General features: G+C 67.6%; 21 protein-coding genes. 16 read left to right on the top strand and 5 right to left on the bottom strand.

From position 1 onward, the window contains the following. Positions 1-124: 124 nt before the first annotated feature. The gene (locus tag HUJ41_RS02905) at positions 125-1636 is read right to left on the bottom strand and encodes a GMC family oxidoreductase (protein ID WP_165638013.1); all 1512 of its coding nucleotides are present in this window, start codon (positions 1634-1636) and stop codon (positions 125-127) included. Continuing rightward, positions 1636-2265 carry a mycofactocin system transcriptional regulator MftR gene (gene mftR / locus HUJ41_RS02900; RefSeq protein WP_179873281.1) on the bottom strand — a complete coding sequence of 210 codons (630 nt, stop codon included), beginning with the start codon at positions 2263-2265 and terminating at the stop codon, positions 1636-1638. Before mftR ends, HUJ41_RS02905 begins: the two co-directional genes overlap by 1 nt. A gap of 104 nt (positions 2266-2369) precedes the next feature. Between mftR and mftA the strand changes: the two genes are divergently transcribed. The 15 genes from mftA (at position 2370) to HUJ41_RS02830 (ending at position 17540) form a co-directional block, all read left to right on the top strand. Beyond that, entirely contained in the window at positions 2370-2474 is a 105-nt protein-coding gene (gene mftA / locus HUJ41_RS02895) for a mycofactocin precursor MftA (RefSeq protein ID WP_152582066.1), read from the top strand. Between the two features lie 7 nt (positions 2475-2481). After that, entirely contained in the window at positions 2482-2772 is a 291-nt protein-coding gene (mftB, locus tag HUJ41_RS02890; RefSeq protein ID WP_152582067.1) for a mycofactocin biosynthesis chaperone MftB, read from the top strand. Next, positions 2769-4073: a mycofactocin radical SAM maturase gene (gene mftC, locus HUJ41_RS02885; RefSeq protein ID WP_179873280.1), complete on the top strand. Its 1305-nt coding sequence runs from the start codon at positions 2769-2771 to the stop codon at positions 4071-4073. The genes mftB and mftC overlap by 4 nt, the downstream gene beginning before the upstream one ends. A 118-nt stretch (positions 4074-4191) precedes the next feature. After that, a complete protein-coding gene (locus tag HUJ41_RS02880) occupies positions 4192-5055 on the top strand; it encodes a mycofactocin-coupled SDR family oxidoreductase (RefSeq protein ID WP_152582069.1) in 864 nt (287 codons plus the stop codon). Positions 5056-5142: 87 nt separating this feature from the next. Next, positions 5143-5976 carry a mycofactocin-coupled SDR family oxidoreductase gene (locus tag HUJ41_RS02875; protein WP_152582070.1) on the top strand — a complete coding sequence of 278 codons (834 nt, stop codon included), beginning with the start codon at positions 5143-5145 and terminating at the stop codon, positions 5974-5976. Between the two features lie 90 nt (positions 5977-6066). Continuing rightward, complete coding sequence (locus tag HUJ41_RS02870) at positions 6067-6900, top strand: mycofactocin-coupled SDR family oxidoreductase (protein ID WP_152582071.1); 834 nt, start codon at positions 6067-6069, stop codon at positions 6898-6900. Further along, positions 6897-7811: an AAA family ATPase gene (locus HUJ41_RS02865; RefSeq protein WP_179873279.1), complete on the top strand. Its 915-nt coding sequence runs from the start codon at positions 6897-6899 to the stop codon at positions 7809-7811. Before HUJ41_RS02870 ends, HUJ41_RS02865 begins: the two co-directional genes overlap by 4 nt. A gap of 141 nt (positions 7812-7952) precedes the next feature. Continuing rightward, positions 7953-8798, top strand: coding sequence for a vWA domain-containing protein (locus HUJ41_RS02860; RefSeq protein ID WP_152582072.1), 846 nt, complete (start codon positions 7953-7955; stop codon positions 8796-8798). Between the two features lie 33 nt (positions 8799-8831). Further along, positions 8832-10004: a pre-mycofactocin synthase MftD gene (gene mftD / locus HUJ41_RS02855; RefSeq protein ID WP_152582073.1), complete on the top strand. Its 1173-nt coding sequence runs from the start codon at positions 8832-8834 to the stop codon at positions 10002-10004. A gap of 30 nt (positions 10005-10034) precedes the next feature. Further along, a complete protein-coding gene (gene mftE / locus HUJ41_RS02850; protein WP_224744541.1) occupies positions 10035-10733 on the top strand; it encodes a mycofactocin biosynthesis peptidyl-dipeptidase MftE in 699 nt (232 codons plus the stop codon). Then, positions 10730-12130, top strand: coding sequence for a mycofactocin biosynthesis glycosyltransferase MftF (gene mftF / locus HUJ41_RS02845; protein ID WP_179873278.1), 1401 nt, complete (start codon positions 10730-10732; stop codon positions 12128-12130). The genes mftE and mftF overlap by 4 nt, the downstream gene beginning before the upstream one ends. A gap of 286 nt (positions 12131-12416) precedes the next feature. After that, a complete protein-coding gene (locus tag HUJ41_RS02840) occupies positions 12417-13058 on the top strand; it encodes a hypothetical protein (protein WP_179873277.1) in 642 nt (213 codons plus the stop codon). After that, the gene (locus HUJ41_RS12635; RefSeq protein WP_218925628.1) at positions 12998-15007 is read left to right on the top strand and encodes a hypothetical protein; all 2010 of its coding nucleotides are present in this window, start codon (positions 12998-13000) and stop codon (positions 15005-15007) included. Before HUJ41_RS02840 ends, HUJ41_RS12635 begins: the two co-directional genes overlap by 61 nt. Then, positions 14992-16593, top strand: a complete 1602-nt coding sequence (locus tag HUJ41_RS02835) for an AMP-binding protein (RefSeq protein ID WP_246299293.1) — start codon at positions 14992-14994, stop codon at positions 16591-16593. Before HUJ41_RS12635 ends, HUJ41_RS02835 begins: the two co-directional genes overlap by 16 nt. Then, the gene (locus HUJ41_RS02830) at positions 16590-17540 is read left to right on the top strand and encodes a bile acid:sodium symporter family protein (protein ID WP_179873275.1); all 951 of its coding nucleotides are present in this window, start codon (positions 16590-16592) and stop codon (positions 17538-17540) included. The genes HUJ41_RS02835 and HUJ41_RS02830 overlap by 4 nt, the downstream gene beginning before the upstream one ends. A gap of 16 nt (positions 17541-17556) precedes the next feature. On the opposite strand, the gene glpX is transcribed toward HUJ41_RS02830, so the two are convergent. Continuing rightward, a complete protein-coding gene (glpX, locus tag HUJ41_RS02825; RefSeq protein WP_152582222.1) occupies positions 17557-18495 on the bottom strand; it encodes a class II fructose-bisphosphatase in 939 nt (312 codons plus the stop codon). 239 nt (positions 18496-18734) lie between these two features. Here glpX and fbaA point away from each other — a divergent pair, with 239 nt between their 5' ends. Beyond that, positions 18735-19763, top strand: coding sequence for a class II fructose-bisphosphate aldolase (gene fbaA / locus HUJ41_RS02820; RefSeq protein ID WP_179873274.1), 1029 nt, complete (start codon positions 18735-18737; stop codon positions 19761-19763). On the opposite strand, the gene HUJ41_RS02815 is transcribed toward fbaA, so the two are convergent. Further along, positions 19748-20968, bottom strand: a complete 1221-nt coding sequence (locus HUJ41_RS02815; protein ID WP_179873273.1) for a hypothetical protein — start codon at positions 20966-20968, stop codon at positions 19748-19750. The genes fbaA and HUJ41_RS02815 overlap by 16 nt on opposite strands. Beyond that, on the bottom strand, positions 20965-22149 hold the full coding sequence (locus HUJ41_RS02810) for a sensor histidine kinase (RefSeq protein ID WP_179873272.1): 1185 nt from the start codon (positions 22147-22149) through the stop codon (positions 20965-20967). The genes HUJ41_RS02815 and HUJ41_RS02810 overlap by 4 nt, the downstream gene beginning before the upstream one ends. Between the last annotated feature and the right edge of the window lie 4 nt (positions 22150-22153).

Here is a 22153-nt window from a genome sequence, read left to right as displayed (position 1 = left end):
AGAAAGAGACCATCATGCCCGGTCTTCCTCTTTAACGTCTGCGGCCTCACATCAGGATGGATGTACTCTCCTCAATTCGCTTTCGCCAAACCCTTCAATATTGACGTCTATCCCCTCTTGCAGATCACAACGCGTTTGCGATCACGAGACCGACGAGCACGGCGCTCGCCGCGGGACCACTCGTTGGCGTGGTCGGCAGGATGCCGAGGTCGGCGATGTGCAGACCTTCGATCCCGTGCACGGCACCGCGGCCATTGACGACCGACGTTGAAGGGTCGGTGCCCATGGGCGTCGTGCCGCAACTGTGCAGCGCTGTCGAAAGACGGCCGCGCATCCAATCGTCAAGGGCATCGTCGTCGAGACCACCTTCGAGCGATGGATACTCCGGCCGTACGCCGATCTGTAGGAGTGGCTCACTCGCGAGTAGGGCGGCAGCGAGTCGCGCGGCGACCCGTAAGCGCGCGCGATCGCCAGGGGTGCGAAGATATCTAAAGTCGAGCCGTGGTATCCCGCCACTGTCAAGCAATAGCTGGCCCGGTTGCTCTGTGCGCAGCGCAGAGACCAGCACGCTGAGGCTAGTGTCACCTGTGTCGCTGTCGAGCAGACGACCCATGGGACGCAGCACTGAGAGCACCTCGACGTCACCGGGCACGTCCTCCGCGCTCGTCCCGGGGTCACAACGGCTGGAGCCGTGCACTACCACCCCAAGCGTCGTCTCGGTCGGGTGGTCCAGCACCTCGGTCGGCACTCGAAAACGCAGCTCGAGCTGCGGGTGGTCGTGTAGTTGCGCCCCCACTGGCAGATCCCGCACGACGGTCGCGCCCGCTGCGCGCACCGCGCCCGGTGGGCCGACACCGCTGTGCACGAGTAGCTGTGGAGTGGCGATGGCACCGGCGCACAACACGACGCGGTCAGCCCTGATGGCCTCGACCGCGTCGTCGACGACGATTTCGACACCGGTCGTCTGCCCTCCTCGATTGAAGAGAACGCGCGTCACGGTGCATCCGCCCCGGATGGTGAGCCCTGAAGTTGGGGGCTCTAGCCAGGCGCGCGCCGTGCTCCAGCGCTGCCCGTCGCGAGTGTTTGTGGGCAACGCGCCGACTCCGGGCGGCGGGTCGGGGCTGGCGTTCTGGTCAGGGACAAACGGTAGACCGAGCTCTACTCCAGCGGTGAGCAGTGCGGCGCTGAGCGGATGGTCGAGGGAGCTGCGTGTGATGGGCATTGGGCCCGAGCCGCGATGCCCGTACTCGCGGTCACCTTCAATCTCGGCCCAGAGCGGCAGAGTAGCCGAGGCGCTCCAGCGGTGGTCGGCCGCGACGGCGGCCCAGCTATCAAGGTCGCGACTGCGCGGGCGCCTGAAGTAGGCGCCGTTGATCGCCGTCGAGCCGCCCGCGACGAGCCCGCGCACCACCGTGTGATCGCGACCCGGCGTGAGGGTGCCGCGGTAGCTGACCGCGAGTGGATGCCCGGGGACGGCCGCGGCGAGGCTCGAACCGTCCCGCGTCGAGTGGGGTGCGGGCACTGGGCCGGCCTCGAGCAGCAGCACGCGCTCGCCCCTTTCAGCGAGTCGAGCCGCGAGCGGAGCACCCGAGCCTCCCGCCCCGACCACAATCACATCGGGCGCGCGAGGGGTCATCAGCGCGGGCCGGGCTCGTCGAGCAGCATGAGGTCGCGAGCGGCGAGGAAGCCCTGGTCGAGCAAGTCGCTCAGTGATGCGTCTTCGTGCTTGAGCCATTGCTCGTAGGCGGCGATCGAGACACCGAGACACGCCCAGCCAATTGTTTGGGGCAGGAGGCCGCTCGGCGAGGTGTCGAGTCGCTCGGCGACGAAATCGGCGATCACCTGGCGCCACGACTCGTAGCGGATGGTCGAGTGCGCGACGAGGGAGGGCACCGTGAGCAGTAGCGTCATCCGCTCGCGGTGATACTGCAGTTCTTCGGGAGGTGTGCGGTTGAAGACCACGATGGCGATGCGGAGGGTGTCCCTCAACGGGACACTGCGCGGCAGGGAGTCGAGGTGCTCGCGCATGCTTCGCAGCATGTCGTCGAACTGACCCCAGGGCAGGTCGTTCTTCGAGGGGAAGTATCGGAAGAAAGTGCGGCGTCCTATGCCGCAGGCCGCGGCGATCTCATCAACTGTGACCTGATCGAAGCCGCGCTCGATGAACAACCGCAGGCCCGTGTGGCTTATCTCGACATGCGTTGTGGCGGGATGACGCCCGATGCGCACCACGGGGTTGGCCGCCGCGTCTACGAACTCACTCAACTCTCATCACCTGCCTCTTCCCTTCGGCACTGAGTGCCACTACCGTACTGAGCACTGGGAGAATCCGACACCGATGTCAGAAACCCTACGCGGAGGAGCATGCCATGAGCCACGCCGACAACCGACCTGAGGCCCCGATCGACGAACTTGTCGACGAGGAATCGCTCGTCGAAGAAGTCTCGATCGATGGAATGTGCGGGGTGTATTGAGCCCCTCATGGACTCCATCAGGCTCGACGCCACACTCACAGTTCACCCTCGCGTCTCGATTCGGCCCGAACCCTTCGGTGCCCTGCTGTACCACTTCGGCACCCGACAGCTGAGCTTTCTCAAAGATCGCGTGCTGCTCGATGCCGTAAGGGCCTGCGACGGCACCCGCACTCTGGCTCAGGCTCTCGCCGAGGCTGCCGTGCCCGATGCTCAGGTTGAGCGTTACCGGCGCGCCGTCGCGACGCTAGTGCACTCGACGATGCTCGAGAGCCGACCCGCGAACGAGGTGGCGGCATGACGCTCGTCGCCCCATCGCCAGTACAGACGTCGCCGGTCGCCCCCGCTCGCACCTCGAGCACCCTCATCGGCCACTTCGAGGCCGGTCTGGATGCTCCCATCTGCTTGACCTGGGAGCTCACGTACGCCTGCAACCTCTCCTGCAGCCACTGTCTGTCGAGCTCCGGTCGGCGCGACCCGCGCGAGCTCACCACGGAGGAGTGCAAGGCCGTCATCGATGAGTTGCAGCGCATGCAGGTCTTCTACGTCAATATCGGCGGCGGCGAGCCGACCGTTCGCAGCGACTTCTGGGAGCTCGTCGACTACGCCACCGACCACCAGGTGGGCGTGAAGTTCTCCACCAACGGCATCAAGCTCACCCCCGAGATCGCCCAGCGCCTCGCCGCGAGCGACTACGTCGACGTGCAGATCTCCCTCGACGGTGCGACCGCCGAGGTCAACGACCACGTGCGGGGCCCCGGGTCGTACGACACCGCCATGCGCGCGATGCAGAACCTCGCCGACGCGGGCTTCCGCGGCTTCAAGATCTCCGTCGTGTGCACACGGGAGAACATTCCGCAGCTCGACGAGTTCAAGGCCATCGCGGATCGCTTCGACGCGCAGCTGCGGCTGACGCGCCTGCGCCCGAGCGGCCGCGGTGCGGACGTGTGGGACGACCTGCACCCCCTGCCCGAGCAGCAGCGCGAGCTGTACGACTGGCTCGTCGCCCACGGAGAGGGAGTGCTCACGGGCGACTCGTTCTTCCACCTGTCGGCTTTCGGCAGCGCCCTGCCCGGTCTCAACCTGTGCGGTGCCGGCCGCGTGGTGTGCCTCATCGATCCCATCGGCGATGTCTACGCCTGTCCTTTCGCGATCCACGACGAGTTCCTCGCCGGCAGCATCCGCGAGCCGGGCGGGTTCGAGGCTGTGTGGCGGGAGAGCGAGCTCTTCCAGCGGCTGCGCGAGCCGACGGGCGGCGGGGCGTGCGCGAGCTGCTCGTTCTACGACTCGTGCCGCGGCGGCTGCATGGCGGCGAAGTTCTTCACGGGCCTGCCGATCGACGGCCCCGACCCCGAGTGCGTGCGCGGCTTCGGTGAGCAGCTGCTGGCCGAGCGGGCCGAGGATGCTCTGCCGAAGCCCTCGGGCGACCACTCGCACCGCACTTCGCCGCCGCGGCCGCGCGGCGGGGCGGGCCCCGTGCCCCTGACTCTCAGCGTCCGACGACCGGACGCACCCCCGGCGCACGCCTGCGCCGAGAGCCCGCTCGCCGGGTTTTCACCGACGACGACCGCCGCGGGTTGCGCCTGCGGCACCGACCACTAGGAGCCGCCGCACCCGAGACCACGCTCGAACCCAGCACGCTCAGCGCCTCACACACTCGCCTCACCCACGCCCGCTCGCCTGCCGGCGTGGCTCTCAGTCGTACCCGAAAGGACATCTCATGGGAATGCTCGACGGAAAAGTCGCCCTCATCACGGGCGGCTCGCGCGGCCAGGGTCGCGCCCACGCCATCACGTGCGCCAAGGAAGGCGCCGACGTCATCATCATCGACACCCTCGACCAGATCGAGTCGGTCGCCTACCCGATGGCGCAGCAGGCCGACTTCGACGAGACCGTGCGGCAGGTCGAAGATCTCGACCGGCGCATCGTCTCCGTCGTCGGTGACGTGCGCAAGCAGGCCGATCTGGATCGAGCGGTGTCGGAGGGCATCGCGAGTCTCGGCCGCATCGACATCTTGATCGCCAACGCCGGCATCTTCTCGCTCGCCCCCGCCCACGAGCTCACCGATGAGCAGTGGGATGACATGATCGCCGTCAACCTCACGGGGGTCTGGAAGTCGGCGAAGGCCGTGCTGCCGCACATGATGGAGCAGGGCGGCGGATCGATCGTCATCACCTCGTCGATCAACGGCATCGAGCCCGGCGCGAACTACGCGCACTACTGCTCGTCGAAGTTCGGCGTCGTCGGCCTCATGAAGACACTCGCGCTCGAGTACGCGAACCACGGCATCCGCGTGAACTCCGTGCACCCCGGCGCGATCTTGACGCCGATGACGAGCTGGCAAGGCGCCTGGGACATGATGTCGGGCAAACCCGCCGGCGAAGGCACCGAAGACGACATGCTCGAGGCGGGCTACCACTTCCACGCCCTCAAGGGCAACGGCTTCTTGAGCCCTCAGCGCATCGCCGACGCCGCGCTGTACCTCAACTCCGATCTGGCCTCCGCCGTAACGGGCGTCACCCTTCCGGTCGACGCCGGGCACCTGCTCATTCCCGGCGTAAACGCGTCACCGGTGCGCGCTTAGTCGCCCGACACCAGACGTCACCGCGCCGCGCGGTTCGCGGCACACCAAGGTGCGGCAAACCCGCACCCAAACAGAACGGAGAACGCAATGGGGCGTTTAGATGGAAAAGTGGTTTTCATCACGGGTGTCGCCCGGGGGCAGGGTCGCAGTCACGCGATCCGGTTCGCCGAGGAAGGCGCCGACATCATCGGTATCGACGTGCTCGAACCGATTGCCGGGTCTGTGTCCGACCCCACGACACAGGCTGATATGGAGGAGACTGTCGCCGCGGTCGAAGCTCTCGATCGGCGCATCATCGCGACGAAGGCCGACGTGCGCAGCCTGGAGCAAGTCAAGAAAGCGGTGGATGACGGGGTCGCCGAGCTTGGGCGACTCGATGTCGTCCTGGCGAACGCGGGAGTGTCGACGTTTACGGGGCCGACAGAATCGTTGAGCGAGGAGGCATTCACGGATCTCGTGGATATCAACCTCAACGGCGTCTGGCGCACGTGCGCCGCGGCTATCCCTCATATCAAGACTGGTGAGCGTGGCGGATCGATCATCATGACGAGTTCCGCTGCTGGACTAACGGCCCTGGCAAACCTCGGCCACTATGTCGCGGCGAAACATGGTGTCGTCGGCCTCATGCGAGCGCTCGCTCTCGAGCTGGCCCCTCACAAGATCAGGGTCAATTCCATCCATCCGACAACGGTGGACACTCCCATGGTCAACAACGAGGCCACGTTCAAGCTCTTCCGGCCCGATCTCGACAAGCCCGGCGTTGACGACTTCCTCGAGGCGGCCAAGGTCATGAATGCTCTGCCCGTGGGCTGGGTTCAGTCTGTCGACATCTCGAACGCGATGGTCTGGCTCGCCTCGGACGAAGCGCGCTACGTCACAGGCGTCACGTTGCCCGTCGATGCCGGAATGCTCGTCAAGTAGATTGCGACACCGACGTCGCGGCGCCCCGCACGGCAGAACCTCGCTAGGCGGGGCGCTTTTCACACACAAATCGAAAGCAAGGAGATCATCATGGGACGGTTGGACGGAAAAGTAGTTCTCATCTCGGGCGTCGCTCGCAGTCAAGGCCGCAGCCATGCGCTGCGGTTCGCTGAGGAGGGGGCCGATGTGATCGGCTTCGATGTCTTGGATGAAATCAAAGGCTCGGCATCGGGACCGGCGACGCAGGCCGACATGGACGAGACAGTGAGACAGGTCGAGGCTCTCGACCGGCGCATTATCGCGACCAAGGCCGATGTGCGCGATTGGGCGGGGGTGAAGGCCGCGGTTGACGACGGCGTGGCCCAACTCGGGCGTCTCGACGTCGTCCTCGGCAATGCAGGTGTGTTCACGGCGCCGTCGCTCGCCGAGGACATGGAGGACGACATCTTCATGGACACTCTCAACATCAATGTGGCCGGCGTCTGGCGCACGGCGAAGGCGGCGATCCCCCACCTCAAGAACAACGCGAATGGTGGCTCCATCATCATGACGAGTTCCGTCGCTGGCCTCTCAGGGATTGCCAATTTCGCACACTACGTGGCGTCGAAGCATGCTCTCGTCGGACTGATGCGGACATTGGCGCTTGAGCTTGCACCGAGTCAAATTCGCGTGAACACGGTCCATCCGGGGACGGTCAACACCGTCATGGTGATGAACGATGTCCTCGCCAGAGTATTTCGGCCAGACCTTGAAAACCCGACTGCTGATGATGTCATTGCTGTGGCACAGCAGATGAACCCCATGGGTGCCGACATGCTCGAACCGTACGATATCTCGAATGCGATGGTGTTCCTCGCATCCGACGAGGCGCGATATATCACGGGCGTGACGTTGCCGGTCGACGCCGGATCGATGGTTCAGTGACCGACGCCTCCACCGTCTCGGCGAGCCGTGACCGGGTCGCCGGGCACCTCGTCGGCCGCGAGCGTGAGATCGAACTCACGCTCGCGGCCGTCGCGGCCGGACGCGACATCGTGCTCGAAGGGCCCCCCGGCACGAGCAAGACGACGATGTTGCGGGCGATCACCAACGAATGGGGCATTCCGCTCATGTTCGTCGAGGGCAACGCCGATCTGACGCCAGCCAAGCTCGTCGGGCACCACAACCCTTCGCGCGTGCTGCGCGAGGACTACTCGCCCGACAACTTCGTGCCGGGCCCGCTTACCGAGGCGATGCAGACGGGCGGGTTCCTCTACATCGAGGAGTTCAACCGCGCCCCCGACGACACCCTCAACACGCTGCTGACGGCGATGGCCGATCGGCGCCTCGCGATACCGCGCGTCGGCATGATCGAGGCGCTGCCAACCTTCCGGGTCATCGCGTCGATGAACCCCTACGACAACGTCGGTACGACAAAGCTGTCGTCGTCGATCACCGACCGTCTCAATCGACTGTCGGTCGACTATCAGGATGCTCCGGCGGAGGAGAGCATCGTGCGATTGCGAGCGAAGCCGACATCCGCGATCGCAGACCGGCTCGTGGGCGATGCGGTCGCGGTCACCCGGGCAACCCGTGAGCATCCGTACATCAGACAGGGTTCGAGCGTGCGCGGCGCGATCGACCTGGTCGCCGTCGCTGAGCAGCTCGCGGGCCTGCGCTCGATCGCAAGCTCCGACCACGAGCGGTACACCGAGCTCGTCTACGACGCCATGGTTGTCGCGCTGTCGGGTCGCATCCACATTGATGAGGCCGTCGACATCACGCCCGAGGCTGTGCTCCGCGAGATTTGGGAAGACCGTTTCGTGCTCGAGCCGGCGATGGCCAAGCCGGGATGAAGAGAACTGCACCTCGATTCGCCCATCCAACGCAAGCGCTCGGGTCAGAGGTCGACGACGGCTGCGCGGCCGCTCTCGCGCACCCCGAAGCAGCTCGACCAGAAGCCGACGGTATTCGAGCCGGGGCAGGGCGGGGCGGGCATGGTGTTCCGCTCGCGGCCGGGAAGCCGACCGGGGCACGCGAAGCAGCGCCCGGGCGGCTCGGCCGAAGGCTTCACCGACGAGGTCGCCGAACTCGTGCCGATCGAGGCGTCGGGCACGCTCGACCCCGCGGTGCGAGCGCTCGCGCGGCAGATCGCCTCGCGTCTCATGATTCCGCGACCGAAGAAAGACTCGCGCTCGCAGCGGGGGTCGGGGGCGTTCGCCAGTGTGCCCTACCGGCGCGGCAGCGACGAGATCGATCTCGACAAGACCATCGAGATGCTCGCCGAGAAGCCGGTGCCCGACGACGAAGACATCATCGTGCGCGAGCGGGTGCGCACGCGCCGGGCACTCGTGCTCGTCGTCGATGTCTCGGGATCGATGAAAGGCGAGCGCATCCGCACCGCGGCCGCGATCGTCGGCGCCCTTGCGGGAGAATTGTCGAACGACGACCTGGCGCTCATCGCATTCTGGTCAGACGCGGCCGTGCTGCAGACCTTTGGCCAGCACCAGAGCTCCGACCGGCTGCTCGACTTGCTGACGAGCATCCCTGCTCGAGGGCTGACGAATGTCGGATTCCCCCTCGAGCTCGCGGCGAAAGAGCTGCGCAAGCGGCCCGCGCAAGACGCCCGGGTGCTGCTGCTCTCCGACTGCGTGCACAACGCAGGGCCCGACCCGCGCCCGATCGCAGCGCGGCTGCCGCGACTCGATGTGGTGTTGGATCTCAGCGGCGAGCACGACCTCGAGCTCGCCCGAGAACTGACCCGAGCCGGACGAGGGGCGATGCAGACCGTGCTCACCCACCGCGATGTCGCGACCGCGCTGACCCGCATCTTCACGACTTGATCACACCCACGATGACTGCAAGGAGAAATCACGATGAGTAGGAACGCCTGGTTCGAGACCGTCGCCGAAGCACAACGTCGCGCCAAGAAGCGACTGCCTGGTCCCGTCTATGCCGCCCTCATCGCCGGCTCGGAGAAAGGCGTCTCTCTCGACGACAACATTGCGGCGTACAGCGAGCTGGGGTTCGCCGCTCGCATTGCCGATCATCACGCGGTGCGCGACCTGTCGACCTCGGTCATGGGCATCGACATCTCTCTGCCCGTCATCATCTCGCCGACCGGCGTGCAGGCGGTGCACCCCGAGGGCGAGGTCGCGGTGGCACGCGCTGCGGCCAACCGCGGAACGATCATGGGCTTGAGCTCGTTCGCGTCGAAGCCGGTCGAAGACGTCGTCGCGGCGAACGCCAACACTCTCTTCCAGGTCTACTGGAGCGGCGAGCGCGACGAGATGATCCACCGCATCGAGCGGGCCAAGGCGGCCGGCGCCAAGGGCCTCATCGCAACGCTCGACTGGTCGTTCTCGAACGGTCGTGACTGGGGCAGTCCGCAGATTCCGGAGCGACTCACGCTCGGCGCCGCCATGAACTTCGCCCCGCACGCGCTGCCGCGCATCCCGTGGTTGTGGTCGTTCGCGAAGACCTTCAAGATTCCCGATCTCAAGGCGCCGAACCTCAAGCCCCGAGCAGGCGGCGAGCCTCCCACGTTCTTCGGGGCGTACGGCGAGTGGATGTCGACCCCGCCTCCGACGTGGGACGACGTGCAATGGTTGCGCGAGCAGTGGGGCGGCCCCTTCATGCTCAAGGGCATCGGCCGCGTCGACGACGCAAAGCGGGCCATCGACATCGGTGCGACGACCATCTCGGTCTCGAACCACGGCGGCAACAACCTCGACACGATTCCGGCGCCGATCCGCATGCTGCCGGGCATTGTCGACGCTGTCGGCGACCAGGTCGAGGTCGTGCTCGACGGCGGCGTTCGGCGCGGCGGCGACGTCGTGAAAGCTGTGGCGCTCGGGGCGAAGGCCGTCATGATTGGGCGCGCCTACCTCTGGGGCCTCGCGGCCAACGGGCAGGCCGGCGTCGAGAACGTGCTCGACATCATGCGCGGCGGCATCGACTCGGCCGTGCTCGGCCTCGGCCGCGGCGCGTTGAGCGAACTCGAGCGCGACGACATCTACGTGCCCGACGATTTCGAACGAGAGCGCTGAGCCGTCGCAGCCGCCCGATACGGTGGCGTCGTGACGCGACTCGATGAGGCGGCCTGGCCGTCGGTGCCGATGGAGCCGCTACTGCTCGTGCCGCTCGGCTCGACCGAACAGCACGGACCGCACCTGCCGTTCTCGGTCGATACCGACATCGCCGCGGCGGTCGCGCGAGAGGCGGCAGAACGGCTCGGCGCTGTCGTCGCGCCCGCGCTCGCCTACGGGTCGAGTGGCGAGCACCAGGGGTTCGCGGGCACGCTTTCGATCGGGCAGGATGCCCTGCGCCTGCTGCTCGTCGAGCTCGTGCGCTCGGCGCGCACGTGGGCGGCACGGGTGGTGCTCATCGCGGGGCACGGCGGCAATGCGCCCGTGCTGTGGGAGGTCGTGCCGACCCTGCGCGCCGAGGGCCATGAAGTCGCGTGGCTCGGGCTGGGGGCACCGAACGGCGACGCGCACGCAGGCCTCACCGAGACTTCGCTCATGCTGCACCTCGATCCAGCTCGCGTCGGCGCGTTCGACAACGTGGTGGGTGCGACTGAGCCGATCAGCGACCTGCTGCCGCACCTGCGTGAGGGCCGACTGCGCGAGGTCACGCCGAACGGCGTGCTCGGCGACCCGCGTGCTGCGACCGCGGCCGAGGGCGAGACACTACTCGCACAGATAGTGAACGAGGTGGTCGTGCGCATCGGGCTCGATCGAGTGGGAGCACACGGCGAGCTGCAGGCTCGATCGTGAAGCTGCCCAACGGCTTCACGGTGCGCCTCAACAGGCGCACGCATGTCGCTGACGGCGGCGCCACCCTTGTCGGCGGTGTGCCGACACGAGTGCTCTACGTGACAGCACTCGCGCGGGCGATGCTGACGGGCGGTCGCCTCGTGGTCACCTCACCCACGACCGCGGCGCTTGCCGAGCGACTGCTCGACGCCGGCATCGCCGACCCGGTGGTCGCTGAGCTGCCCAAGCAGGCTGAGGCAGTGACGGTTGTGGTGCCTGTGCACGATCGGCCCGAAGCGGTCGCGCGGCTGCTCGCCAGTATCCCGAGCGGCATTCCCGTGATAGTAGTGGACGACTGCTCACGGAATCCGAAGGCCGTGCGCGACGTAGCCGATCGCTTCGGTGCGAATCTGATCGCCTTGCCGGAGAACCTCGGGCCTGCCAGCGCCCGAAACGCGGGGCTAGCTGCTGTGACAACGCCATTCGTCGCCTTCATCGACAGCGACATGGTCATCGACGCCGACACGGTTCCACGCCTGCTACGACACTTCGCCGACCCGCGAGTGGGCCTCGTGGCACCGCGTATCGTGGGTCTCGAGCCCGAATCCGGCCCGAACTGGATTACGCGCTACGAGGCAGCGCGATCGTCGCTCGACCTCGGCGCCGAGCCCGCCAACGTGCGCCCGGGCGCGCGAGTGTCGTGGCTGCCCGCCGCCTGTCTCGTGGCGCGCACCGAAGTCATCGGCGCGGGATTTTCCCCCGGTATGCGAGTCGCGGAAGACGTCGATCTCGTGTGGCGGCTCGTCAAGAACGGGTGGCGCGTGCGATACGAGCCCGCGGTCGAAGCTCGGCACGAGCATCGCCGCACCGTGCTCGACTGGCTCGGACGAAAGGCGTTCTACGGCACGGGCGCAGACGACCTCGCGGCCCGCCACGGCGACACCGTCGCGCCCGCGGTCTTCACGCCATGGACCCTCGTTTTCGTCGGCGCGCTGCTGGCTCAACGACGCTGGTCGCTGCCGATCGCGGCCGGCGCGGCTGCACTGGCAGCAGTGCGCATCGGCTCACGCTTGCGCCCGACCCCCGATCGCGCGCGCATCGCCGTGCGGCTCACGGGCCTGGGGGCGCTCGCCGCGACGGCGCAGACCGCTGAACTGCTCACGCGCCACTGGTGGCCCGTCGCTGCGGTCGGCTCGCTCGTGTCGCGCAGACTGGGGCGGGCGGTGGTCGTGGCTGCGGTCGCCGATGCCGTGTACGAGCATCGGCGCACCGCCACCGGCATGGGGCTGGCCTCCTTCGCGATCGCCCGACGCTTGGACGACCTCGCCTATGGCGCTGGCCTCTGGATTGGTGCCATGCGCGAGCGGTCGAGCCGTGCGTTGCGACCGGTTGTGCGGGTCCGGTCGCGTATTCGCTAGCCGAACCCGGACATGCCTTTGGCAATGATCGTGATTCGGGCTAGCTCAATGGTCTCAGGCGACCGCTCGTCATGTCATGATCACTGCGCACTATCGACCCTCTCCCTATAGACGGAGGCTCACACGTCGTGAGCCTCCACATCTACGTGGAGGAGTGCTTCGATGGCTCGCAGGCGCGGTTCGAATGTCGGTGACATGCAGTTGTCTTTCGACCTGTGGGGGCTCGAAGACCCAATCCCGGACGACGGCGCGCCGGCATCTGCCGGCGATGAGGAGAGGAATGTCGATGAGCGATCAGTTCAGTCCGGACCCGCAGCTGGTGCGGCAGGTGGAGATCGACCTGAACCGTCGAACGGTGTCGGCCGACGACCTGTATCTGAAGCGGATGGGGTTGTTCACGAACGACCGGATGGTGGCAAACAAGATCGCCTACGCGGAGCAGACAGCGGAATACTCCGAACTTGGGTACTGGACCACGAAAGCGGAGCGCAACTACTTTCTGACCGCCAGGCCAACCGCGCTGGAGGCTTTCCAGCTGCTGTATCGGCACGCGAGGAACGCGCCGATCATGCCGAGCCCGATAGCTCTGGAGCTGCTGGAGTACGTGGAGGACTCGGAGCAGATGGACGAGCTGGCGTGGTCCAGCGAGTACCGGTCGCTGACGCTGTTCTGGATGTCGAAGGAGCAGGAGCAGTCGCTGCGGAGGGCGCCGGAGGTGGTGGTGGCGCTTTCGAAGGTGATGGAGCCGGTGGCGAAAGCGCAGGGGCTTTCCTGGCCGATGAATCCGATGCAGTTGCGCGTGCTGTGGCGGATGCTCCGACTGTGCGAGGACGAGCGCGCGTTCAGTTGGGAGTATCTGCAGGACGTGTGCTCCAGCAGCTGGTTCTTGAGTCTCGAGCGCCGACCGAAGAAGAGCGGCGTCTTCTAGCTTGCTGGCCGGGGAGGGGTGCCACCCCGGAACTGTTCGACGAGGACGACGCGCGCTACGCCGACGAGCGCGCACAGCTAAAGGCACTGTGGACCGACGGGGAGTGGGCGGCAGCACGCCGCACGGTGTTGAACGCCCACTACACCTCCCGCGACTTCGCCCACGGCATCTGGGAAGCGCTCGCTGAGAGCGGCGTCACCACCGGTGAGGTGCTGGAGCCTGGAAGCGGCTCGGGCATCTTCATCGGCACCGCCCCTGCCGGCGTGCACATGGTGGGCGTTGAGGTGGACCCGACGACGGCCCGCATCAGCCAGTTGGTCTATCCGCAAGCGCAGATCCGCATCGAGTCGTTCGCCGACACGCAACTGACCGGCGATGGGTTCGACGCAGTGGTCGGCAACGTGCCGTTCTCCAACGCGACCCTGTACGACCCGGCGTACAACATCGAGAAGCTGTCCATGCACAACCACTTCATCGTGAAGTCGTTGGCCATGACCAAGCCCGGCGGAATCGTCGCGGTGCTCACCAGCCGGTTCACGCTGGACTCGAAAGACGACGCGGCCCGTCAGCGGATGGCGGAGCTCGGGGAGTTCCTCGGCGCCGTGCGGTTGCCTGCCGGCGCTCACGATGACGTCGCCGGCACCGATGCGGTCACAGACCTGGTGATGTTCCGTCGGCACCTGCCGGGGGAGAATACGCAGTCCCGCACCGACCGGCTGACCTCCTCTGACCGGCTGATCGACGGAAACACCGTCCGCGTGAGCGACTACATCTATGCGAACCCAGCACAGGTTGTTGGCACACTCGCCTCCCGTCAGGGACGGTTCGGATTCGAGCCGACCGTGCCGCCGCCTGACGGTGGCCATGACGCGATCGCCGCTGCGTTCCGTGCGGCGGCGATCGACGTCGCCACCCGTGCGCGCAGGGCGGGCCGTGGATGGGCCGCCGAAGGCCAGATCGTCACTGACAGGCCGCCGGCGCGCATCGCGCAGAAACCCGGCGGTGTGGTCGGAAGTCTGCTGGTTGACGCGATGGGGCAGATCGTCGCCCAAGGCATCAACGGTCGCGTCGAAGTGCGCCTGCCGGCAGCGGTCTCAGGTGAGCTGCGGAAACTGATCGGCCTGCGCGATGCGGCGGTGACGGTGCTGGAAGCAGAGTCACGGTCATCCCACGACGGCGACCTGCTGGCTGAGCTGCGGGCAACGCTGAACACTTCCTACGACGACTACGTGCGCGCGCATGGCCCCATCAACCGGGTCGAGACGCGCGGCACGGGGCAGTTCGACGACGACGGCGAAGAGATCGTCAGGCGGAAATATCCACGGGCGCTGCTGGAGTTGCGCCGCGACCCGCACTTCGCAGTCGTGGCGGCGTTGGAGATCTTCGACGAAGACTCCGGGCGCGCCCGCAAGGCGGACATCTTCACCAAACGTGTCATCGGCTACGTCGACGAGGTGACCCGTGTGGACTCACCGGAAGATGCCGTCGCGGTCAGCATGGACCGTGAAGGGCGCGTCAGCGTACCCCTGGTGGCGGAACTGCTCGGCGTCGACGAAGCGGCCGCGGTCGCCCTGGTGACCCCGTTCACGTTCCCTGACCCGGCGAAACACGGACAGCTGGTGCCGGTCGCCGAATACCTATCGGGCGACGTGCGCGCTCGCGCGCGGTTGGTGCGGGAAGAGCTCGCCGACGACCCGACACTGGTGCGCAACCTGGCCGCGCTCGAGGCGGTGATCCCGCCTGAGCTAGGCCCGGAGGACATTGACGTGAAGCCCAGTGCTTCGTGGGTGCCGGAGAAGACGAGTCACCAGAACCTTCAGCAGTCCCGGCCGATGTCGAGCACGAGCTCGTGCCCCCGCCGTTCCGTACTCTGCCGGAGCTCATCGCGAATGCGGCCGCAGAGTATGCCGATACCGTCGCGTTCACGCAGTGCATGCCCAATGGCATGAACGGCTCGCTCACCTACGCGCAGGTCGAGGCGCTCTCCGACGCCTTCGCCGCATACCTGCGCGAGGATGTGGGCCTGAAGGCGGGCGACCGCGTCGCGGTGCAGATGCCGAACTGCCTGAGCTACCCGGTCGTCGCCTTCGGCATCCTCAAGGCCGGCTGCGTGCTCGTGAACACGAATCCGCTCTACACCGCGAGCGAGATGATCCACCAGTTCTCCGACTCCGGTGCGAAGGCGCTCGTGATCATCGACATGTTCGCTGACCGGTTGCCGGAAGTGGTCGCGCCGACCGACGTCGAGACCGTCGTCACCGTGCGCATCGGCGAGTTCTTCCCGCCCGTCATCGCGGGCGTAATCCGTCTCGTGCAGAAGTGGTGGAACCGCTCCCTGCCGGCCATCACCGTCGAGCACACGGGGCTGCAAGCGGCTCTCGCGTCAGGCCGCGAGCGGCTCGGCAAGGCGGAGAGCTATGTGGCGCATCTCGACGCCGACTCGCTCGCCGCCCTGCAGTACACCGGCGGCGGTACGACGGGCGTCGCGAAGGGCGCGATGCTCAGCCACGGCAACCTCGTCGCCAACACGCTGCAGATGATGCAGCTGCTCAGCACGCACATCCGCCCCGGCAAGGAGGTCGTGCTCACGGCCCTGCCGATGTACCACATCTTCGCCTTCACGGTGAATCTCATCGGCTTCTTCCACGAGGGCGCACGCAACATCCTCATCCCGTCCCCGCGGCCGCCCAGCAACCTCAAGCGGGCATTCGAGAACTACAAGATCACGTGGACGACGGGCGTGAACACACTGTTCAACGCCCTCCTCAACGAGCGGTGGTTCTCCGAGAACCCGCCGAAACACCTCGTCGCCTCGGCGGCGGGCGGAATGGCTCTGCACGAGTCGGTCTCCGAGCGGTGGCGCGGCGTCACCGGTACTCCCATCGTGGAGGGCTACGGGCTCACGGAGACGTCTCCGGCCCTCACGTTCAACCCGCTCGGTGGGGTGGGCAAGGATGGCACCATCGGCATTCCCGTGCCGTCGACCGACATTCGATGCGTCGGCGAGGACGGCGTCGGCGAGGACGTCGGCGAGGACGGGGAGCTCATCGCCCGAGGGCCGCAGGTGACCAGCGGCTACTGGAATCGACCGGACGACACCGCGAATGCGATGCTCGACGGCTGGTTCCGCACCGGCGACATTGCTCAGATGGACGAGGACGGCTACTTCACGATCGTCGACCGCAAGAAGGACATGGTTCTCGTGAGCGGCTTCAACGTGTACCCGAACGAGGTCGAGGAGCGCATCGCCGCGATGCCGGGAGTGCTCGAAGTCGGTGTCATCGGGATGCCCGATGAGAAGACCGGCGAGTCCGTGCGCGCCTACATCGTCGCCACCGAGAACCCGCCCACCGAGGCCGAGGTGATCGCGCACTGCCGCGAGGCTCTCGCCGCCTACAAGGTGCCGAAGTCGGTGCGTTTCGTCGAGGAGCTGCCCAAGAGCCCCATCGGCAAGATCCTGCGCCGCGAGCTGCGTGCCATCGGCGTCACCTCCGCGACCGCGAGTATCGAGACCCAGGGAAGGGAGCTGTCATGACCGGCGGCTCGCTCATCGTTCTGACCCAGACCGTCGTCACCGAGTTCGAGCAGGTCTTGCTCGTCGGCCTCGTCTTCGTCATCATGTTCGGCCTTGGCGCCGGCCTCACACCGCGGGACTTCCGCTCCGCCCTGCGCCGGCCGTGGGGTCTCATCATCGGGTTCGTCACGCAGTTCGGCATCATGCCACTGCTCGCCTACCTGCTGGTGATCGCCGTGCTCTTCCAGCTGCCGCGCGAGTGCGCCGCTCCCGTCGCCCTCGGTGCTCTGCTCATGGGCTGCGTGCCGGCCGGGACGACGTCGAACATCTTCACGTACTTCTCGAAGGGCAACCTCGCACTCAGCGTCATCATGACGACCAACTCGACCCTGTGGGCGATCCTGATGACCCCCCTCGTGCTCGCGTTCTACGGCTCGCTCGTCTTCGACGCGGACTCTGAGCTGCAGATTCCCATCCTCAACATCGTCGTGACGCTCGCGACGTTGCTCATCCCCGTCGTCGCCGGCATGATCCTGCGCCGCTACAGCGCGAACATCGGCGCCGTCATGGAGCTGCTGGGCGGCTTCTTCGGCCTCTTCTTCATCGTGTTCCTCATGGCCACGTGGGTGCCGCGCAACTGGGCGCTGCTCACCTCCACGCCGTGGCAGACCTACCTCGTGGCGATCGGTCTCGGGCTGTTCGGCATCGCGATCGCCTACGCCATCGCGCGGGCGATCCGCATGCACCCGATGAACGCTCGCACGATCGGGCTCGAGACGGGCATCCAGAACGGCCCGCTCGCGATCGCGATCGTGCTGCTGACCTTCGCGGGCAGCCCCGACATCGGGCTCATCCTCATCGTGCCGGCGCTCTACTCGCTCTTCATCGTCATCGTGTCGACGGTCGTGACGTTCTACTTCCGCCGCGCGAACCTCGCCGAGGAGCAGAAGATCCCGAACCTGCTGTAGCGCGTTCGGCGAGTCGTCAGGAGTCCAGCCACTTCGCGACGAGGTGGTCGGCGATGACGCGGCGCACGGTGCCCGAGCGCGAGCGCAGCACGATCGACTCGGTCGTGATGATCTCGCCCTCGCGGCGCACGCCGCGCACGAGTTCGCCGTCGGTCACGCCCGTCGCGACGAAGAAGGTGTTGTCGCTGCGCACGAGGTCGTTCGCCTCGTAGACGTGGTCGAAGAGAAGACCCGCGGCCTCGCCCTTCTCGCGCTCGTCATCGCTGCCCGGCGCGAGCCTGCCCTGAATGAAGCCGCCGAGCGCCTTGACGGCGCATGCGGTCGCGACACCTTCGGGGCTGCCCCCGGTGCCGATGCACATGTCGATGCGCGAGTCGTGGCGCGCAGCGTTGATGCCGCCGGCCACGTCGCCGTCGAGAATGATGCGCGTGCCCGCACCGGTCGCGCGAATCTCCTCGATGAGCTGCGCGTGCCGCGGGCGGTCGAGAACCGCGATGCGCATGTCGTCGACACGCTTCTTCTTCGCCGCGGCGAGGGCCCGAATGTTCTCCTCGACCGACTGGCGGATATCGAGGACGCCGATGCCCTCGTGGCCCGCGACGATCTTGTCCATGTAGAACACGCTCGAGGCGTCGAGCATCGACCCGCGATCCGCCACGGCGATCATCGAGATGGCGTGCCCGCGGCCCGCGGCCGTGAGGGACGTGCCGTCGATCGGGTCGACGGCGATGTCGCACGCGGGGCCCTGCCCGTTGCCGACCTCCTCGCCGTTGAACAGCATGGGGGCGTTGTCCTTCTCGCCCTCGCCGATGACGACGAGCCCCGAGAAGTTGACGGTGCCGAGGAACTTGCGCATGGCGTCGACAGCCGCTCCATCGGCGGCGAGCTTGTCGCCCTTGCCGATGAACGGTGCCGAGCGGATCGCGGCCGCCTCGGTGGCGCGCACGAGTTCCATCGCGAGGTTGCGGTCGGGGTGGAGGAACAGCGTTCCGGTCTCAGTGGTCACCACGATGGCGTCCTTTCCGTGGGTCGGCGATGCGTCGAGAAGATGAGGACGCGCCGGGTGGCAGTGCAGCGCGCGACCAGCCTAGCGTCGAGCCTGAACACCCGTCGGGGCGATCAGCCGGTGGCAGCGGGCACGCCCGTGGCTAGACTCGACGCGAAACCACGACACCCCCAGTACCGAGGAGTCTCATGCCCATCGCCACGCCGGACCAGTACGCCGAGATGCTCGACAAGGCCAAGAAGGGCGGCTTCGCCTACCCCGCGATCAACGTCTCGTCGTCGTCGACGATCAACGCCGTGCTGCAGGGCCTGAGCGACGCCGGCTCCGACGGCATCATCCAGGTCACGACCGGAGGCGCCGACTACTTCGCCGGCCAGAGCGTCAAGGCCCGCGCGTCGGGAGCGCTCGCCTTCGCCGCCTTCGCCACCGAGGTCGCCAAGAACTACCCGGTCACCGTGGCCCTCCACACCGATCACTGCCCGAAGGATGCCCTGCCCGGGTTCGTCATGCCGCTCATCGAGGCGAGCGAGGCCGAGGTGAAGGCCGGCCGCAACCCGATCTTCCAGTCGCACATGTGGGACGGCTCGGCGGTGCCTCTCACCGAGAATCTCGAGATCGCGAAAGACCTCCTGCCCCGCATGAAGGCCATCAACGCCATTCTCGAGGTCGAGATCGGCGTCGTCGGCGGCGAGGAGGACGGCGTGCAGCACGAGGGCTCGAACGACGCCTTATACACGACTCTCGGCGACGTCACCGCGGCGGTCGAGGCTCTCGGGCTCGGCGAGCACGGCCGCTACATGGCCGCTCTCACCTTCGGCAACGTGCACGGCGTCTACAAGCCGGGCAACGTCAAGCTGCGCCCCGAGCTGCTCAAGGAGATCCAGGACGGCATCCAGGCGAAGTACGGCACGGATGCTCTGCCTCTCGACCTCGTCTTCCACGGCGGCTCGGGCTCGACCGATGACGAGATCGCCACCGCGGTCGCCAACGGCGTCATCAAGATGAACATCGACACCGACACGCAGTACGCCTTCAGCCGCTCGGTCGCCGACAGCGTGCTCAAGAACTACGACGGCTTCCTCAAGGTCGACGGCGAGATGGGCAACAAGAAGGTCTACGACCCGCGCGCATGGGGCAAGGCGGCGGAGAGCGCGATGGCCGCGCGCGTCGTCGACGCGACCCGTCAGCTGGGCTCAGCGGGTCACTCGGGCAGCTGAGCCTGACGCTGCGCGAGCGGCGGCTTCGGCGACCGCGGGTCAGGCGCGGTCGTAAAGTCGAGCGCGATCGATGACCCGTTGCGCCAGCGGATACCCGTGACGGTCGACTGCAGGCTCACGTAGTAGGGCTCGAGGAACGTCACGCGGCGCCCCTCGGCGAGAGTCGTGAGAATTCTGAGCGCGACCGCGATCGTGCCCTCCACGGGCGACCGCAACTCGATGCGCGCAGACACGAACCCGGAGGCGGGGTCGTCGAGCAGGGCATCCAGCATCGCGCGCAGAGCCGTACGCTGCGGCACGCCGAGGCGGTCGGCGAGCCGATCAGGGTCGCGCACGCTCAACGGCCTGCCGCGCGCCATGCGCTCGAGCCAGCTGTCGTTCGCCGACGCGAGCAGCTGCTCTCTCAGCCTCGTCGCCACCTCGGCCGCCCTCCCCTGGTCGCGGTCGTCGATCTCGCCGCGCTCGACGACGCCGGCCAGCAGCGCGAGCGCTTCCGCCAGCTGCGCGCTCGTCTGCTCGTCGACCTGCGCGATGAGCAGCTCGGTGCCGTCTGGATCGCCTCCCGCATCGTGGACGGCGGCGGCCGGCCCCTCCGACCACGGGCGCTCCGACCACCGTGTGAGCCGCCTCGTCACGGTGACGATGAACGCGACGGCGCCGGCGGTGCCGAACACGACGGGCGAGACGATCATGCTCGTCGCGGCGAGCGGGGGCCACGCGCTCGCCGCCCCGGCGTCGAGCAATGCGGCGGCACCCAGCGCGGTGATCAGCAGCACGAGCCCCGAGAGCAGCACGCACGGCGGGTCGCTGTACGGTGCCATCGCGAGCAGCAGCAGGGTGCAGACGAAGGGCGCCCACCACAGCTCGAGCACGATCTCGTCGTTGCCGCGGTGCGCGGCGGCCGAGATCAGCATCCCCGCGCTCACGAGCGCGACGGCGACCGCTGCTCGGCCGCCCGACAGCGGCCCCCGTCGGGGTCGGGTCGAGAAGAACAGCGACAGTAGCCCGAGCGTCGCGAGCAGCAGGGCGACGCCCTGCATCAGGAGCGGCGTGCCGCTCTGGCCGCCGACGAGCATGACGATGGCACCGTAGACGAGGGTCACCCCGATGGCCCCGAGCGGCAGGTTCGGCACGGCGAGCCAGCTCAGCGGATCGGCGTCCCACGGCGTGCGATGCTGCCGGGGTGCCGCCGCACGGCCGCTCATGGGGCGTCCTCTCGCAGCGGCGCGGTCAGCATGACCGTCGTGCCGTCCTCGCCCGCCCAGATGCGCACCGAGCCGCCGACATCCTCCACGCGACCCCTGATCGCCGTGCTCAAGCCCAGGCGATCCGCCGGCACCGCGTCAGGGTCGAAGCCGCGACCGTCGTCGACGACGAGGAGAGAGACCACCCCCGCGCGCTCGCCGACGACGAGGTCGGCGTGATCGGAACCGGAGTGGCGCGCCACGTTGTCGAGGGCGGCACGCGCAGCGGCCAGCAGCGCATCGGCGACCCGCGCCTCCACGGTGCGTGCGAGCATCTCAGCCCCGCTCACCTCCACGCGCACTCCCGTCCACTGGAAGTCGTGCGCCAACTCGAGCAGCGCCGAGCCGAACTCGGTTGCGACCGGCCGGGTGGCGGCCGGCTCCCGCACGCTCGACGACCGGATGACGTCGATGTCGGAGACGAACCGCGCGCGGGCGCGATCGCTGAGCGCACCGGGCGATGCCGCGACCACGGCGAGATCGGCGAGGACGGTATCGTGCACGACCGCCGCGGAGCGCAGCTCGAGCGCTCGCTGCCGCTCGGCTCGCTCGAGCGAGGCGAGCGCGTTCTCGAGAGCCGGGGTCGCGAGCTGGGCGCGGCGCTGGGCGAGCGCGAGCATGCCGTAGGCGAGGAACGACACGATGAACAGGAGCAGCGGGCCCCATCCCGGCGCCGCCGAGCCTCCCCCGGCGGCGAGCCCGACGGCGAGGCTGCCATAGGCCACGATGAGACCTGCCATGCTCCACACCATCCCGCTCAGCGCGCTGCCGTGCAGTGCGCCCACGAGCACGAGTGCGCTCGCGGTGCGGTTGAGCGCGAACGGTCCAGGCTCGGCGAACCCGGGGTCCACGGTGAGGCCGAGGGTGATGACCGCGACCGAGCTCACCGCCCCACCGGCGAGGAAGAGGGACGCCGTGAGCAGGGTGGGCCGCCAGAGGAGGACGAGGGCCAGCAGGGAGACCGCGAGGACAGGCGCGATGACGAGCGTCGTGTACCCGCCGTGCCCCCGGGCGGCGAGCAGGTCGGCGATCGTGAGGGCGCCGAACAGCAGGCCGAGCACGACGATGAGACGCTGAGCCGCCGCGAGACCGCGCACGATGGCGGCCGCCGCCACCGGCCTGGGTGTTTCGAAGACGGCCATGCCG

The sequence above is a fragment of the Microcella indica genome, assembly GCF_013414345.1.
GTDB lineage: Bacteria > Actinomycetota > Actinomycetes > Actinomycetales > Microbacteriaceae > Microcella > Microcella indica.
The sequence above is the reverse complement of the archived record's forward strand: the minus strand, read 5'-3'. Positions and strand labels throughout refer to the sequence as shown.